Here is a 13,327-nt window from a genome sequence, read left to right on the forward strand (position 1 = left end):
TTACCTTTCCATTCTGACCGGCACGCTCGTTTGGCCGATCACGGCCTCGATCACTTCGTCCGTCGTCAACCCGCCGAGCCGCGCTTCCGTGTGAAGCACGATGCGATGCGCCAGCACCGTGCCGGCGAGCGCCTTGATGTCGTCGGGAATGACGAAATCCCGCTCCTGCAAGAACGCGGAGGCTCTCGCCGCCGCGAGCAGGGAGATGGCCGCCCGCGGACTCGCCCCCAGCTGGACGCCCGAATGGTCGCGAGTGGCCCGCACGAGCCGAACCAAATAATCGCCTACCGCCTCGTCGACGTGAACTTGGCGGACTTTCTCCATCAGCGCCGCGATTTCCGCGCTGTCCGCGACGGGTTCCAGCTTGTCCGCGGGCGATGTCGAATCCGGCGCGAGCAGCATCTCGCGCTCGGTCGCGGCGTCCGGATAGCCGAGCGAAAGCTTCATCATGAAGCGGTCCAACTGGGCTTCAGGCAGCGTATACGTGCCTTCGAACTCGATCGGGTTCTGGGTGGCGATCAGAATGAACGGCCTCGGCAGCGCGTACGATTCGCCGTCCACCGTCACGTGACGTTCCTCCATGGCCTCGAGCAGCGCCGATTGGGTCTTCGTCGTCGCGCGGTTAATCTCGTCGACGAGCAGCAGGTTGGTCATGACCGGACCCGGGCGGAAGACGAACGTCTCATCCTTCGGATGATAGATCGCCACCCCGGTTATATCGGTCGGAAGCAAATCCGGGTTGCACTGCACGCGGCGGAATTGTCCGCCTATCGTTCGGGATAAGGCTTTGACAAGCTGCGTCTTGCCCGTGCCCGGCACATCTTCGATCAATACGTGGCCGCCGGCTAACAGCGCGGTCAGCAGACGGTCGATTTCCACTTTCTTCCCCAGGATACAACGTTCCAGATTGCCGCGTATAAGCTGAATGAGCGAAAAGTCCTTACGTGTTACTTCCATGGTATACCTCCCGGATGATAGAAAATGAACGCCATGTTATTATTTTACAAAATGTTCAGACGGCCGTATAGACGAGGTTTTGCCGAAAAAATTTGGAGGTTGTTACAGCCGCCGAGCTTCTTGCGTTACGCGAAGCGTCGTACAATATCGCCGTATACGTCCACAGCGGCGGGAACGGTCCCGGACATTCGGCGTTACGATGGACCTAGATTTCGCAGGGGCTATTCTAACAACGAGACAAACCCACATTTTGTTACAAAAAGCTCTTATTTCCTGAAGAACAAGACAACGCAGCGAAAAACGCAAAAACGGCTGTGCGAAATTACCCGCCCAACCGTCTCTTTCCTTACGATATACAGTCCCGCCTTTCGGCGCGCCCTAGCCTTTCGGCCTGACGACAAGCGCCGCCAAAAACGAAAAGATGATCGCCGCCGATATGCCCGCGCTCGTCAAATCAAAAATGCCCGTGATGACGCCGATCCACCCGTCCCGGTAATATTCGGTCAGCGCGCCGTGCACGAGCGCATTGCCGAAGCTCGTGATCGGGATCGTCGCGCCCGCGCCGGCGAAATCGACCAGCGGCTCGTAGAAGCCGAGGCCGTCGATGACGGCGCCCGCCACGACGAGCGTCGCCATCGTATGGGCGGGCGTCAGCTTCGCGACGTCGAACATGAGCTGCCCGATGACACAGATGGCACCGCCCACGAGAAAGGCCCACAGAAAATGCATCGCTAATCCTCCTGTCCCTTTATGGTTTCGCCTCGATCGCGACGGCGTGCGCGATGCACGGAATACTTTCGCCCTGCTGGAACGACAGCGGCGAGAGCAGCGCGCCCGTGGCGACGACGAGAATCCGCTTCAAATCCCCTTGCTTCAGCCGCTTCAGCAAATGCCCGTACGTGACAACGGCCGAACAGCCGCAGCCGCTTCCGCCCGCCTGCACCTTCTGCCGCGCGACATCATACACCATTAAGCCGCAATCCCCGAATACGGTGTCCTCCATCGGCACGCCGTCGCGTTTGAGCAAATCCTTGGCGATGCCGTGTCCGACGGTCGCCAAGTCGCCGGTCACGATCAAGTCGTAGTCCTTTGGTTCACGGCCCGTGTCGTTGAAATGCGCTTGAATCGTATCGACGGCTGCCGGCGCCATCGCGGCGCCCATGTTGAACGGGTCCTTGATGCCCAGATCGACGATCTTGCCGATCGTGGCGCATTCGACGACCGGGCCGTCACCGTCCGGCGCCAATACGGCTGCGCCCGCGCCGGTCACCGTATACTGCGCGGTCGGCGGCTTCTGCGACCCGTATTCGGTCGGGTACCGGAATTGCTTCTCGGCCGTGCAATTATGGCTGCAGACGCCGGCCAGCGCATATTGCCCGGAACCGGAATTAATGATCATCGCGGCGAGGGCCAGCGACTCCATCGACGTCGAGCAGGCGCCGAAGACGCCCAAATACGGAGCGCCGATCGACCGGGCCGCGAACGTGCTGCTGATGATTTGGTTCATGAGATCGCCGCCGACGTAAAAGGACAGCTCCTGCTTGTTCACCTTCGCATGCTTGAGGGCGAAATCCGAAGCCTGCTCCATGAGCAGGCGCTCCGCCTTCTCCCAGCTCTTCTGCTGCATGTCCAGCTCGGGGTGCACCAGATCGAAATCCGCAGCCAGCGGTCCGTCGCCTTCATCGGGACCGACGACCGTCGCCGCCCCGATAATGACGGGCCGCTTATCGAACCACCAAGTCTGTTTGCCCCTCAACATGGTTAGTGCCCCTCCAAACCGAGCGCCATATAAATGATGCCGATGAAAAAGGCCGCAACGGTGCCGTAGACGATGACCGAGCCCGCCAGCTTGAACATGTTCCCGCCGACGCCCAACACGAGTCCCTCCGAACGGTGCTCGAGCGCGGCGGAACACATGGAATTGGCGAATCCCGTTACAGGAACCGCCGACCCGGCGCCGGCCCACTGCGCGATTTTGTCATAGACGCCCAAACAGGTCAGCACGACGGAGATCATGATCATGACCGCGACCGTCGGATTCCCCGCCTCCTGCTGGGTCATCCCGAACGCGTAGGCGAAAAAGTCCTGCACCGCTTGTCCGAGCGTGCATATAAGCCCGCCGACGAGGAAGGCGCGGAGGCAATTCTGAGGCACGGAACGCGCCGGTTCCCGGGTCTTCGCATAGGTTTGGTATTCCTGCGGAGACATCGTCATTTTCTTATATTTCGATCCGGTCTTCGTAGCCATCCCGAGGTTCATCCCTTTCCTGGAAGATTACCGCCGCTGCAGCCGATTCATGGGCCGCGGCGGCAGTCTGCGCTACAGAAAAGTATTTGTAAAAACCGCTAACCTTATGTAAAGGACCCGGAAACAGAAAAACCTCCGGAAGTCCAGCATCCGGAGGTTCGGTTCACATCAAGGCGATCAGCAGCAGCACGACAAGCAGCACGTACAAAATCAAGATAAGCAATAAGAACGATTCCCGTGGCAACGCAATCGCGTCTCCTCTCTTGCGTCAAAATGGGCTTATAGTCCATCGTATGCAGAAAGGCGACCGGGCGGAAGCGGAAGTGCCAAGGTTTTTTTCGAAGCCTAGGACGCCGAAGCCGAAGACGCGGCGTCTTCGCCGGATTGCGGCGTGCGCGTCACGCTGCGGCGGCCGTCTACGCCGACCGGCACGTCCCCGTCGATCGTCACGCGCCGCACAACGCGATGCTGGTCGCCGTAGTCGTTCACGGCATAGTGCTGCGTCGCCCGGTTGTCCCATATGACGACGTCTCCTGCTGCCCAACGCCAACGAACGGTATTTTCGAGCCGCGTCACGTAGCTCTGCAGTACGGCGAACAGATGAGCCGAATCCGACGATGGCAAGCCGACGAACCGTTTCACGAAGTGGCCGAGCAGCAGCGACCGCTCGCCGGTCTCCGGATGGACGCGCACGACCGGATGCTCCGTCTCGTAGACCGTCGAAGCGAATACCTCTTTGTGACGTTTGATGTCGTCCGCCGTCGCTTCCGTCTTACGCGCCGCATAGTCGTAATCGTTCGTATGAATCGCCCATAGTTTGTCGGCTAGCTCCTTGAGATGAGGCGGCAAGTCGTCATAAGCCGCGGCGGCGTTCGCCCAGACGGTATCCCCGCCCGCCTCCGGGATGACCACGCCGCGCAGAATCGAAGCCTGCGGGTAAGCGGCGACGAACGTGACGTCTGTATGCCAAGAATTGGCACGTCCTCCATGTTGAGAATCGAGCTCGAGCACGTACGACGTTCCCTGCTTGATCGGCACGGTCGGATGCGCCACCGGCTCGCCGAATGCCTTCGCGAACGCCTCTTGGCCAGCATCGTCCAGATGGTTCTGACCGCGGAAGAATAGCACTTTATGACGGAGCAGTTCCTGACGGATCGCTTCCAGCTTGGCCGGTTCCAAATCAGCTGCTAGCCGGATTCCTTTCACTTCGGCGCCGATCTTCCCCGCTACCCGTACCACTTCAATTCCTTGGTCTGCTGCTAGGCTTTGTTCGACTGTGCTCATCTCGTTACCTCCTCATAATGGCGCTTTCCGTTCATCCGCCCGCCGCTTCGGCAAATAAAAAAGGCCGGTTCGCCGCAAAAAGCGGCGTCCGGCCTCCAGTCACCTGGTGGGCTGATTATTCGTAAGCAATTTAATCCGATTGGATTAGTTATATATTATGTGCTATGGAAGAAGATGTCAAGCGGGTTTTGTTATTTCGCGTCCTCGATCCAAATGGTCTTGGATGACGCCGGCTGCCGACGGGACGCAGGTACATCCATATCCGGTTCCCCGATATACAGCAGCCCCAGCATGCGATCCTGTTCGCGCAGGCCGAACGCCTCGTTCATGAGCGGATGATAGCACGGTTCGCCCGTCCGCCAGACAGCAGCCAATTCAAGACCATGAATCGCGAGGAGCATATTCTGCACCGCCGCGAACACCGCGCCGTACTCCTCAATCTCGATGACGCCTGATCGATCTTGCGGCACGACGGCCACCCCAATCACAAGCGGCGCGCGGTAAGCTTTCTTCCGTGCCGCTTCGGCCTTTGCGAGGCTCTCCTCGCTCTCCGATTCTGGCTCGCCTTCCCGCGCGATAGCCGCATAAGCATTGCCGAGCTTGCCTCGGCCCTCGCCCGTCATTACAAAAAACCGCCACGGCTCCGTCAGCCTATGATTCGGCGCCCAAATGCCCGCTTCCAAAATACGCTCGATCTTCTCGCGCGCGATCGGATCTTGCTTCACCTTGCCAACCGATCTACGGCCGTGTATCGCCTCGAACAACTCCATTGTCGCCCACTCCCGTCTTTCTCAATTAGTCGGACACGCTCATCCCATTGTAGCAAACCGGAAGCTCTATTCTCAACCGATTCTCAATTAGGCCGAATGGGTCCGCTAACCTTCTCGGGGCTTCAGGCGTCGTCGCTCTCCACGAGCCGCTTGAGCGCCTCCAGCTTATGGTCCCAGTACCGGTCGTAGAACGCCAGCCACCGCTTCAACTCAAGGAGCGGCTCCGGCTCCAGCCGGTATCGGCGTTCCCGGCCGACCTTGCGCTCCTTGACGAGCCCGGCCTCCGAAAGAATGCGAAGGTGCTTCGAGACGGCGGTGCGGCTCATTGGAAAATGTCCCGTCAACGTCGTTACCGGGAGCTCCCGATCGACGAGCAGCTGGAGGAGCGACCGCCGCGTCGGGTCGGCGATCGCCTGAAAGACATCATGCTGCGGCTGCTTGTCCGGCTTAACGCTTGACATACTCGGCGAGTTTGCCTACGATGCCTTCCCAGCCCTGAGACATCGTATCGCGCACCACTTCGTGCGGCTGGCCGAATTCCGTCACCTGCTCGGCGGTCCAGCCGGCGTGAATAAGGGTGAACGCCGTCGCCTCTCCTTCGGCGGCAAGCTCGAACGTCAGCGTCCAGTCTTTCCCCCATGTGAACGACAGCCGGTTCGGCTCATCGATTTCCGTTACTTTGCAAGGCGATTTGCCGAAATGACCGGCTTCCAGGTGGAACTCGTGGCCGACGACGGGCTCGAAATTATTCGGCATAAACCAGGCGGAAATGCCTTCGGCGGTCGCGACGGCTTTCCACACTTTCTCGATCGGCGCTTGCAGCGTGATCGTCTTGCGAATGTCGGGCAAAGTTTGCGTACTCATGTGTCAATCGCTCCATTTCGTTATGGATTCGGATGCACGAATGCCATCCCGTTTAATACGAAACCTTTTGGTTTCATTTCGTTTTAATAATAGGATACCATTCGGTTGCGTGTCAACCTTATCACTCGTCATGGAGGGCATTCCCAGCAACCAGCAACAAGACCCCCCGACGCTGGAAACATTGAGCAAGGAAGCGCTATGATGCAAAAGGCCGCAGCTGCTGAAGGCTGCGGCCTTTTTCATTCCCGCATCGGAACATCGAAATACAGGAGCAGAAACAGCACGAAAACCGCGCAAGCCGCTAGCGCCCACCCTTTCCTGCGCGCATGCAGCGGTATTATCGCGAACATGACGAAATAAAAGGCGACGGACCACCAGAGCGACCACCCGTGCTCGTACGATATATAACCTGACAGCATCCAACTCCCCTCTAACGCGCTGAAGCCAGCCACCCATGCAATATAATAGACGAGCATCGGCTTCCGACGAGAAGGAAAGAACCCCAAATAAAGCAGCGTTACGGACGGAAGCAGCACGAATGTATTCGTCATGTCCGCGGGCTTATGGGCAAGCAGAAAATCAGGTTGGAATTTCCAAGTCAAATAATCATGGCAAATAAAGTTGTAGAACACGTTCCAAAACGACACCAGCAAAATCGTATCATAATATTTCCGCCACCTGCGCCATGCCCCGGTGAACAAGACAGCCAACGCAAATAGTACATTCGTGACCAAAATCATGGTCGCGCTGCCTTACGCTTCCACGTACTTGCCATAATCGGGTTTGGCTGCGATATCGAACTCGTTCGCAAGCCTCTGCAGACCCGCCGCCAGTTCTTCGCCGGCTGTCGGCCGACCATGTCCGGTAATGGCGAACTGAGGCCGCAGCGCCGCCAAGCGCTCTACGGAAGCTTTGGCCAGCGTCCAATCGGGCGTGAAATAACGCGGCGGTCCGCTAATTTCGAACTGCTGTGTAATCACCTTGTACAAATACTCCTGCCGCACCGTGACGAACGCGTCGCCCGCAATGAGCGCGCCATCCGACTCCCGATAGAACGAGACATGGCCATCGGTATGCCCGGGCGTCGCTATCCAGCGAAAATCAGGCAGGAACGGGACGGTTCCATCGTCAGGCAGGGGCTGCACATGTTGGCCCAGATCGATGGGCTCATTCGGGAAAAATCCGGACAACTTGGCCACCATGCCGCCTTCCACGCCTGGATCCGGCTCGGGATACGACTTGACGCCGGTTAAATAAGGAAGCTCCAGCTTGTGCGCGTAGACCGGTATCTGCCAATGTTCAATGAGCTCGATTATGGCGCCCACATGATCAAAATGACCGTGCGTCAACAAGATTGCGCTGGGACGTTTGCCGGCGCCGAATCGACCTTCTGCCGCTTCGATGATCGCATTCGCTGAATGGGGCATGCCGGCGTCGACCAACACGTATTCGTCTTGATCCGGTTTTCCGATGAAGGCGATATTGACAATCTGCACCGAGTGGCAGTACAAATCCTCCGCGACCTCGACTCCTTCTCCGCTTCGAACAGAGGTCGCCGGGATGAACCCGTAATCCTCGCCATACGACATTTCCTGATCTGCGCTCATAGGCCCTCCTTCTCTACCTTCGAACTCGACATGCTGCAGTTAATGTTCCACTATTTGTTTGGGCTATGTATGATGAACGACAAACAGGCCGCCTGGAAGGCAGCCTGTTGGGGTTTGTCGAAATTTCCCGGGCAATAAAATCGTCCTCCCCGTCGCTAGGCAAGGAGTTTCAATTTGGCGGGATCCATCGCGTTTCGCAGCAACGCACGGAGCGCTGCCACCTGTTCACCGCCCAACGCGGACTTCGGCACGATAACGGTCCGGGCGCGACCCATATAGACGATCATAAAATCATGGTTCTCCGCTACTTTAAACACGTCCCCCCATAACAGCGTTCCCGCTCCGGAAGACTGCTCGTACGCAATGCCTTCATCGGAGAACGCATAACGCATTTCCTGCTTCAGCAGCCGGTCCGACCCGAAAATCCGCTTACTTCTCAGCCACAAACTGCCGTAAGTCAGCCCGTAGATCACGACGCAAAGCGCAGCGGCACTGCCCATAATAAGCGGAAGCGAGTCGGCGAGCGCGATATCCCGCGTTAAATACAGCACTACGCCGATATAACTCGCGAAATACAGCAGCAGCGAGGCCAGGCGGCTTTTCCTGCTGTGCCACAGGTTCAATCGGAAATAATCGCGAAACGTTAATACGACGGAAACTCGAATCTCTTGCATGATCTCGGTCGCTCCTTTTTCTTGTCTACCTTAGTGCTTTCGGCGCGCGTGGAGCGATTTCCTTTTTCTCACCTCTCTATCTCCGCCACCCCTTCTCGAGCGCGTAAGTCGCCAGTTGGACCCGGTTGTCCAGCCCAAGCTTGCCAAGCAGGTTTTTCAAATGGTTCTTGACCGTTTGTTCGGATATATCGAGCTCGAAGGCAATCTCCCTATTCGTCAGTCCCTTGGATATCCACCCCAATATTTCCCGTTCTCTCGGCGTAACCGGACACGGCGAACCTTCCTTCGGCCTAGCGAATTCACGCAGCATATAACCGGCGATAGCGGCGGGCAGCGGCGTTTCCACCGACACGACCGTCTCTAAAACCGCCAAGGCGATCGAAATCGGCATCGCGCTGCACGAAGGGCATTACTTCGGCATCGCGAACTTCCTCGTCTGCCTGCTCGCCTGCGCTGCGCTCGCCGCAAGCTCGCTGCTGGGCGCTGTCATGTGGTGGCGAAGGAGACCGAGCGGAATTAAGCTCGGCGCCCCTGCTGCCCGAGCGGATTACAAGCTGCGCAAGGGGGCGGTCGCGATCATCCTCGCGCTCGCGGTTCTGCTGCCGCTGGTCGGGATTACGCTGCTCGCGGCGCTGCTGCTTGACCGGCTCGTGCTGCGGCAAATCCCGGCGGTGCGGGCGTGGATGAACTGAAGCGCTTCGATTGGCATGCCACCGTTTTCCACAACGGGCGTGCGAACTTATCCGATTATTATTTTGCGCCCGGGAAACATTATTGGCAGACGACAACGCTTAGGAGGCGCACCAAAATGACGATGGCGTACGGCATTGCCCTGCTGTTCGGCGGGCTTCTGGCGGTGAACGGACTGTTCGCCTATCAAAGCAAGCACATCGACCCGACCTTCTGGCCGACGGTCTGGTTCCAGCTCAAGTGGGTGCCGCTCATGTTCGCCGCCAATGTCATGATCGGGTTCGGCATCAAATTTTGCTATCGAACGACGGACAATCTGACGTTCTCCCTCTCGCTCGCCAAAGGGATCGAAATCGCCATCTGCGTGCTGCTCGGCTGGGTATTCCTGCACGAGGTGCCGAGCTGGAAGACGTACGCGGGCGTGGCCGCCGTGGTTGGCGGGTTCGTGCTCATGAAGTGGGGGTAAGCCGCAGCATGCAAAAGAGACCGCGCCGCCGTGGTCTCTTTTATTGCTATGGAACAGCCTAGCTCTTCATCCGCGGATCCAGCACGTCGCGCAAGCCGTCGCCCATCAAGTTAAACCCGAGCACGGTCAGCATGATCGACAGACCTGGGAAAATAACGGTCCACGGCGCGTTGGCGATGAACTGCCGCGAGTCGGACAGCATCTTGCCCCACTCCGGATCGGGCGGCTGAGCGCCCATGCCGAGGAAGCCGAGCGCGGCCGCTTCGATGATCGCGGTGGCGACGCCGAGCGTGCCTTGCACGATGACCGGCCCCATGCAGTTCGGCAGGATGTGATGCAGCAGGATGCGCGGCGTCTTCATGCCGAGCGCTTTCGCGGCCGTGATATACTCCTCGTTCTTGATGCTGAGCACACGGGCGCGCACGAGGCGTCCGAACACCGGCACGTTGACGATGGCGACCGCCACGAGCGCGTTCTGCAGGGACGGACCGAGCGCCGCCACGATCGCGATCGCGAGCAGGATGCCCGGGAACGCGAGCAGAATGTCGAACGTGCGGGAAATGAGCATATCCAGCCAACGGCCGTAATAGCCGGCGGCGATGCCGAGCAGCGTGCCGACGACGATGGAGCCGATGACGGAGCTGATGCCCACCCAGAGCGAGATCCGCGTGCCATACACAATCCGGGTATAAATATCGCGGCCGAGGTCGTCCGTGCCAAACCAATGGTCGCCGCTCGGCTTCTGCAGCCGGTTCATCAGATCCTGCGCTTTGTAGTCATAGCTCGTAAGCAGCGGCGCTGCGATGGCGACGAGGACGAAGAAGACGATAATGCCGAGACCGACCAAGGCCATTTTGTTCTTCCGAAAACTTCTCCAGCCTTCCAGCCATGGAGAGGTCGAAGCCGCCGCGCCCGCTTGCTGTGGTTGAAGATTCGTTACGGTTTGAGACATGGCGCACTCCTCCTATTCATAGCTGATCCGCGGATCGACGGCCGCGTAGAGCAGATCGATCAGTAGGTTGATCATGACGAAAATAAACGCAATGATGAGAATGCCCGACTGGATGACCGGATAGTCCCGGGAGCTGATCGCTTCGAAAATATACCGGCCGATGCCCGGCCAAGCAAAGATGGTCTCGGTCAGCACCGCGCCGCCGAGCAAAAGCCCCGTCTGCAGACCAATAATGGTGAGCACCGGAATGAACGCATTGCGCAGCGCATGGCGATAGATGACCCAGAATTGCGACAACCCTTTGGAACGCGCGGTGCGGATGTAGTCCGAGCGCAGCACCTCAAGCATGCTGGAGCGCGTCATCCGGGCGATGATCGCCATCGGAATCGTGCCCAGCGCGATGCCCGGCAGGATCAAGTGCTTGATCGCGGTCCATACTTGATCCCATCGACCGGCGATCATCGCGTCGATGACGTACAGATTCGTGACCGCGTCGATCGGATCACGCGGATTCATCCGCCCGATCGAAGGCAGCCAGTGCAGCTTCAGGGCGAAGATCCACTGCTCCATCAGACCGATCCAGAAAATCGGCATCGACACGCCGATCAAGGCGATGAGCATGCACAAGTAGTCGAACCACGAATTGTGCTTCCATGCGCTGATGATGCCGGCGTTGACGCCGACGAACACGGCCAGCGCCATTGCGACGAGCGTGAGTTCGAGCGTTGCCGCCAGGTAAGGCCATATTTCCTTGGCGATCGGCTCCTTCGTCTTGATCGACGTGCCGAGATCGCCCGTTACGAGCTTTTTCAGATAGTCGCCGTACTGCACGTACAGCGGTTCATCCAGCTTCAATTCCTGCCGCAGCGCCGCCTTCGATTCCGGGCTTGCCTTCTCCCCGAGAATGACGTCAGCCGGATCGCCGGGAATGGCATGGATGATGGCGAAGACGATGATCGTCATGCCGAGCAGAACCGGAATGAGCATCAGCAAGCGTCGAACGGTGTAATTTAGCATGCAACCGTCACCCTTTTATTAGAAAGTAGAAGGCGGTAGGTGACCTACCGCCTCGCGTGGAGTCCAAACTTGCTGTTCTTATTTAAAGGAAATCGTGTCGTACGCTTCGGAGCCCGTCGGCGATGGAACATAACCGTCCATGTTCGCCTTGCCCGCCAGCAGCGGCGTGGAGTGAACGAGCGGCACCCATGGCGCGTCCGCTTTGATCAGCACCTGCGCTTGCTTATACAGCGCTTCGCGCTTCGCCGGATCGGTCTCGGACTGGCCGGCTACGAGCAGCTTGTGCACTTCTTCGTTGCTGTAGAAGCTGTAGTTGTTGCTGCCGATGCTGTCCTTGTCGAGCAGCGCATACAGGAAGTTGTCCGGGTCGCCGTTGTCGCCCTGCCAGCCGAGCATGTACAGGTCGTCCTTCTCGCCCTTCTGCGTGTCGTCCAGGTATGTCGCCCACTCTGGCGAGACGATGTTCGTCTTAACGCCGATCTTCTCGAAGTCCGCTTGGATCGCTTCCGCCACCTTCTTGCCGTCTGGCATGTACGGACGCGCAACCGGCATCGCGTAGAACGTCAGCGGATCGGGCAGGCCGTTCGGGTAGCCGGCTTCGGCGAGCAGCTGCTTCGCTTTCTCGAGGTCATACGGGTAATCCTGCACGTCGTCGTTGTAACCCAGCGTCGATGGCGGCATCGGGTTCTTCGCCGGCACCGCAAGGCCGCCGTAGAATGCATTGATGATGCCTTCTTTGTTGACCGCATGGTTGAGGGCGACGCGCACTTTCACGTTATCGAACGGCGCCTTCTTCAGGTTGAAGCCGAGGTAGCCGACGTTGAAGGACGCGCGCTCGATCTTCTGCAGATTCGCATCGCCTTCCAGCTTGCCCAGATCGTCCGGGTTGACGCCTTCCATCATGTCGATCTCGCCGTTCTGCAGCGCCGTGAAGCGCGCGGAGTTGTCCGGGATGACCGTAATGATGACGCGGTTCAGCTTAGGCAGACCTTCCTGCCAGAACTCCGGATTCTTCTCCACCGTAATGGATTCGTTGCGCTTCCACTCTTTGAAGACGAACGGGCCGGTGCCGACAGGCTCGGATTTGAACTTCTCCTTCTTCTCTTCGACCGCCTTCGGGGAAGCGATCGCGAATGCCGGCATCGCCAGATTCTGCAGGAACGGCGCTTGCGGTTTGTTCAGCGTGAACTGAACCGTGCTTGCGTCGACCGCCTTCACTTCTTTGATGACGCGGCTGCCGTCCGGACCGAACATCGAGTCGAAGTAGTCGAAGGAATCGCCTTCGAATTTGAACGGACTCTTCGGATCGAGCCAGCGATTGAAGTTGAACACGACCGCGTCGGCGTTGAAGTCGGTGCCGTCATGGAATTTCACGCCTTGGCGAAGCTTGAACGTGTACGTCAGGCCGTCCGCCGATGTCTCCCAGCTCTCCGCGAGCGCGCCTTCGACTTCCGTCGTGCCTTCCTTGTAATCGAGCAGCGTATCGAAAATTTGCTGTGTCGCCTTGAACGATTCGCCGTCCGTGACGATCGAAGGATCGAGCGCCGCGGAGTCGCCGCCGCGAGCCACGATCAGCGTATCCTGCGTGGACGCTCCCGATGCCGCGCCGTTGTTCGCGCCCTCGGTGCCCGCGTTCGTATTCTCCGTCTTCGGCTGGTTGTTCGCCGCGTTGCCGCCTTCGTTGCTGCTGCAGCCTGCCAGCAAGACCGATGTGGCCAGCACGACGGCCGCGCCGCCCTTCATCCATTGTTTGTTGCTCATGAGACCCACTCCTCTTTAAGTTGATAACGCTATGTATG

Annotated in this window: 17 protein-coding genes and 1 pseudogene; 3 read left to right on the forward strand and 15 right to left on the reverse strand. The window is 58.6% G+C overall.

All coding sequences use genetic code 11. The features are described 5' to 3' along the window. The 12 genes from ACFSKT_RS09895 to ACFSKT_RS09950 all read right to left on the reverse strand — a co-directional run bounded on the left by ACFSKT_RS09895 (nt 1) and on the right by ACFSKT_RS09950 (nt 8,794). Nucleotides 1-957: an AAA family ATPase gene (locus ACFSKT_RS09895; protein ID WP_377722570.1), complete on the reverse strand. Its 957-nt coding sequence runs from the start codon at nt 955-957 to the stop codon at nt 1-3. Between the two features lie 378 nt (nt 958-1,335). Beyond that, complete coding sequence (gene spoVAE / locus ACFSKT_RS09900) at nt 1,336-1,686, reverse strand: stage V sporulation protein AE (protein WP_377722571.1); 351 nt, start codon at nt 1,684-1,686, stop codon at nt 1,336-1,338. Nucleotides 1,687-1,705: 19 nt separating this feature from the next. Then, nucleotides 1,706-2,716 (reverse strand): stage V sporulation protein AD, encoded by a 1,011-nt coding sequence (spoVAD, locus tag ACFSKT_RS09905; RefSeq protein WP_148928532.1) that lies wholly within the window; start codon nt 2,714-2,716, stop codon nt 1,706-1,708. 2 nt (nt 2,717-2,718) lie between these two features. After that, a complete protein-coding gene (gene spoVAC / locus ACFSKT_RS09910; RefSeq protein ID WP_377722572.1) occupies nt 2,719-3,204 on the reverse strand; it encodes a stage V sporulation protein AC in 486 nt (161 codons plus the stop codon). Nucleotides 3,205-3,549: 345 nt separating this feature from the next. After that, a complete protein-coding gene (locus ACFSKT_RS09915) occupies nt 3,550-4,488 on the reverse strand; it encodes a TauD/TfdA dioxygenase family protein (RefSeq protein WP_377722573.1) in 939 nt (312 codons plus the stop codon). 191 nt (nt 4,489-4,679) lie between these two features. Beyond that, on the reverse strand, nt 4,680-5,258 hold the full coding sequence (locus ACFSKT_RS09920) for a nitroreductase family protein (protein ID WP_377722574.1): 579 nt from the start codon (nt 5,256-5,258) through the stop codon (nt 4,680-4,682). Between the two features lie 122 nt (nt 5,259-5,380). Further along, nucleotides 5,381-5,719 (reverse strand): ArsR/SmtB family transcription factor, encoded by a 339-nt coding sequence (locus tag ACFSKT_RS09925; protein ID WP_377722575.1) that lies wholly within the window; start codon nt 5,717-5,719, stop codon nt 5,381-5,383. After that, nucleotides 5,706-6,122, reverse strand: a complete 417-nt coding sequence (locus ACFSKT_RS09930; protein WP_377722576.1) for an SRPBCC family protein — start codon at nt 6,120-6,122, stop codon at nt 5,706-5,708. Before ACFSKT_RS09930 ends, ACFSKT_RS09925 begins: the two co-directional genes overlap by 14 nt. Nucleotides 6,123-6,361: 239 nt before the next feature. After that, the gene (locus ACFSKT_RS09935) at nt 6,362-6,862 is read right to left on the reverse strand and encodes a CBO0543 family protein (protein ID WP_377722577.1); all 501 of its coding nucleotides are present in this window, start codon (nt 6,860-6,862) and stop codon (nt 6,362-6,364) included. Between the two features lie 12 nt (nt 6,863-6,874). Next, on the reverse strand, nt 6,875-7,729 hold the full coding sequence (locus tag ACFSKT_RS09940; RefSeq protein WP_377722578.1) for an MBL fold metallo-hydrolase: 855 nt from the start codon (nt 7,727-7,729) through the stop codon (nt 6,875-6,877). A gap of 155 nt (nt 7,730-7,884) precedes the next feature. Further along, on the reverse strand, nt 7,885-8,403 hold the full coding sequence (locus ACFSKT_RS09945) for a YcxB family protein (protein WP_377722579.1): 519 nt from the start codon (nt 8,401-8,403) through the stop codon (nt 7,885-7,887). Between the two features lie 76 nt (nt 8,404-8,479). Then, nucleotides 8,480-8,794 carry a response regulator transcription factor gene (locus tag ACFSKT_RS09950; RefSeq protein ID WP_377722580.1) on the reverse strand — a complete coding sequence of 105 codons (315 nt, stop codon included), beginning with the start codon at nt 8,792-8,794 and terminating at the stop codon, nt 8,480-8,482. A gap of 4 nt (nt 8,795-8,798) precedes the next feature. Between ACFSKT_RS09950 and ACFSKT_RS09955 the strand changes: the two are divergent. The 3 genes and pseudogenes from ACFSKT_RS09955 to ACFSKT_RS09965 form a co-directional block, all read left to right on the forward strand. After that, a pseudogene (locus ACFSKT_RS09955) lies at nt 8,799-8,846 on the forward strand (hypothetical protein); the annotation flags it as partial. 45 nt (nt 8,847-8,891) lie between these two features. Beyond that, on the forward strand, nt 8,892-9,095 hold the full coding sequence (locus tag ACFSKT_RS09960) for a hypothetical protein (RefSeq protein ID WP_377722581.1): 204 nt from the start codon (nt 8,892-8,894) through the stop codon (nt 9,093-9,095). A gap of 116 nt (nt 9,096-9,211) precedes the next feature. Continuing rightward, nucleotides 9,212-9,559: a hypothetical protein gene (locus tag ACFSKT_RS09965; protein WP_377722582.1), complete on the forward strand. Its 348-nt coding sequence runs from the start codon at nt 9,212-9,214 to the stop codon at nt 9,557-9,559. 58 nt (nt 9,560-9,617) lie between these two features. On the opposite strand, the gene ACFSKT_RS09970 is transcribed toward ACFSKT_RS09965, so the two are convergent. The 3 genes from ACFSKT_RS09970 to ACFSKT_RS09980 all read right to left on the reverse strand — a co-directional run bounded on the left by ACFSKT_RS09970 (nt 9,618) and on the right by ACFSKT_RS09980 (nt 13,289). After that, nucleotides 9,618-10,511, reverse strand: a complete 894-nt coding sequence (locus ACFSKT_RS09970) for an ABC transporter permease (protein ID WP_377722583.1) — start codon at nt 10,509-10,511, stop codon at nt 9,618-9,620. Nucleotides 10,512-10,523: 12 nt separating this feature from the next. Then, nucleotides 10,524-11,528 carry an ABC transporter permease gene (locus ACFSKT_RS09975; RefSeq protein WP_377722584.1) on the reverse strand — a complete coding sequence of 335 codons (1,005 nt, stop codon included), beginning with the start codon at nt 11,526-11,528 and terminating at the stop codon, nt 10,524-10,526. Nucleotides 11,529-11,606: 78 nt separating this feature from the next. Continuing rightward, the gene (locus tag ACFSKT_RS09980; RefSeq protein ID WP_377722585.1) at nt 11,607-13,289 is read right to left on the reverse strand and encodes an ABC transporter substrate-binding protein; all 1,683 of its coding nucleotides are present in this window, start codon (nt 13,287-13,289) and stop codon (nt 11,607-11,609) included. Between the last annotated feature and the right edge of the window lie 38 nt (nt 13,290-13,327).

This window comes from Paenibacillus xanthanilyticus (assembly GCF_042682185.1).
GTDB lineage: Bacteria > Bacillota > Bacilli > Paenibacillales > Paenibacillaceae > Paenibacillus_Z > Paenibacillus_Z xanthanilyticus.

Coding starts and splice junctions, on each gene's coding strand:
- ACFSKT_RS09965 (WP_377722582.1), top strand. CDS start 9,212: ATGACGATGGCGTACGGCATTGCCCTGCTGTTCGGCGGGCTTCTGGCG.
- spoVAD (WP_148928532.1), bottom strand. CDS start 2,716: ATGTTGAGGGGCAAACAGACTTGGTGGTTCGATAAGCGGCCCGTCATT.
- ACFSKT_RS09950 (WP_377722580.1), bottom strand. CDS start 8,794: ATGCCGATTTCGATCGCCTTGGCGGTTTTAGAGACGGTCGTGTCGGTG.
- ACFSKT_RS09935 (WP_377722577.1), bottom strand. CDS start 6,862: ATGATTTTGGTCACGAATGTACTATTTGCGTTGGCTGTCTTGTTCACC.
- spoVAE (WP_377722571.1), bottom strand. CDS start 1,686: ATGCATTTTCTGTGGGCCTTTCTCGTGGGCGGTGCCATCTGTGTCATC.
- ACFSKT_RS09975 (WP_377722584.1), bottom strand. CDS start 11,528: ATGCTAAATTACACCGTTCGACGCTTGCTGATGCTCATTCCGGTTCTG.
- ACFSKT_RS09960 (WP_377722581.1), top strand. CDS start 8,892: ATGTGGTGGCGAAGGAGACCGAGCGGAATTAAGCTCGGCGCCCCTGCT.
- ACFSKT_RS09970 (WP_377722583.1), bottom strand. CDS start 10,511: ATGTCTCAAACCGTAACGAATCTTCAACCACAGCAAGCGGGCGCGGCG.
- ACFSKT_RS09895 (WP_377722570.1), bottom strand. CDS start 957: ATGGAAGTAACACGTAAGGACTTTTCGCTCATTCAGCTTATACGCGGC.
- ACFSKT_RS09920 (WP_377722574.1), bottom strand. CDS start 5,258: ATGGAGTTGTTCGAGGCGATACACGGCCGTAGATCGGTTGGCAAGGTG.
- ACFSKT_RS09925 (WP_377722575.1), bottom strand. CDS start 5,719: ATGTCAAGCGTTAAGCCGGACAAGCAGCCGCAGCATGATGTCTTTCAG.
- ACFSKT_RS09980 (WP_377722585.1), bottom strand. CDS start 13,289: ATGAGCAACAAACAATGGATGAAGGGCGGCGCGGCCGTCGTGCTGGCC.
- ACFSKT_RS09945 (WP_377722579.1), bottom strand. CDS start 8,403: ATGCAAGAGATTCGAGTTTCCGTCGTATTAACGTTTCGCGATTATTTC.
- ACFSKT_RS09930 (WP_377722576.1), bottom strand. CDS start 6,122: ATGAGTACGCAAACTTTGCCCGACATTCGCAAGACGATCACGCTGCAA.
- ACFSKT_RS09940 (WP_377722578.1), bottom strand. CDS start 7,729: ATGAGCGCAGATCAGGAAATGTCGTATGGCGAGGATTACGGGTTCATC.
- ACFSKT_RS09915 (WP_377722573.1), bottom strand. CDS start 4,488: ATGAGCACAGTCGAACAAAGCCTAGCAGCAGACCAAGGAATTGAAGTG.
- spoVAC (WP_377722572.1), bottom strand. CDS start 3,204: ATGGCTACGAAGACCGGATCGAAATATAAGAAAATGACGATGTCTCCG.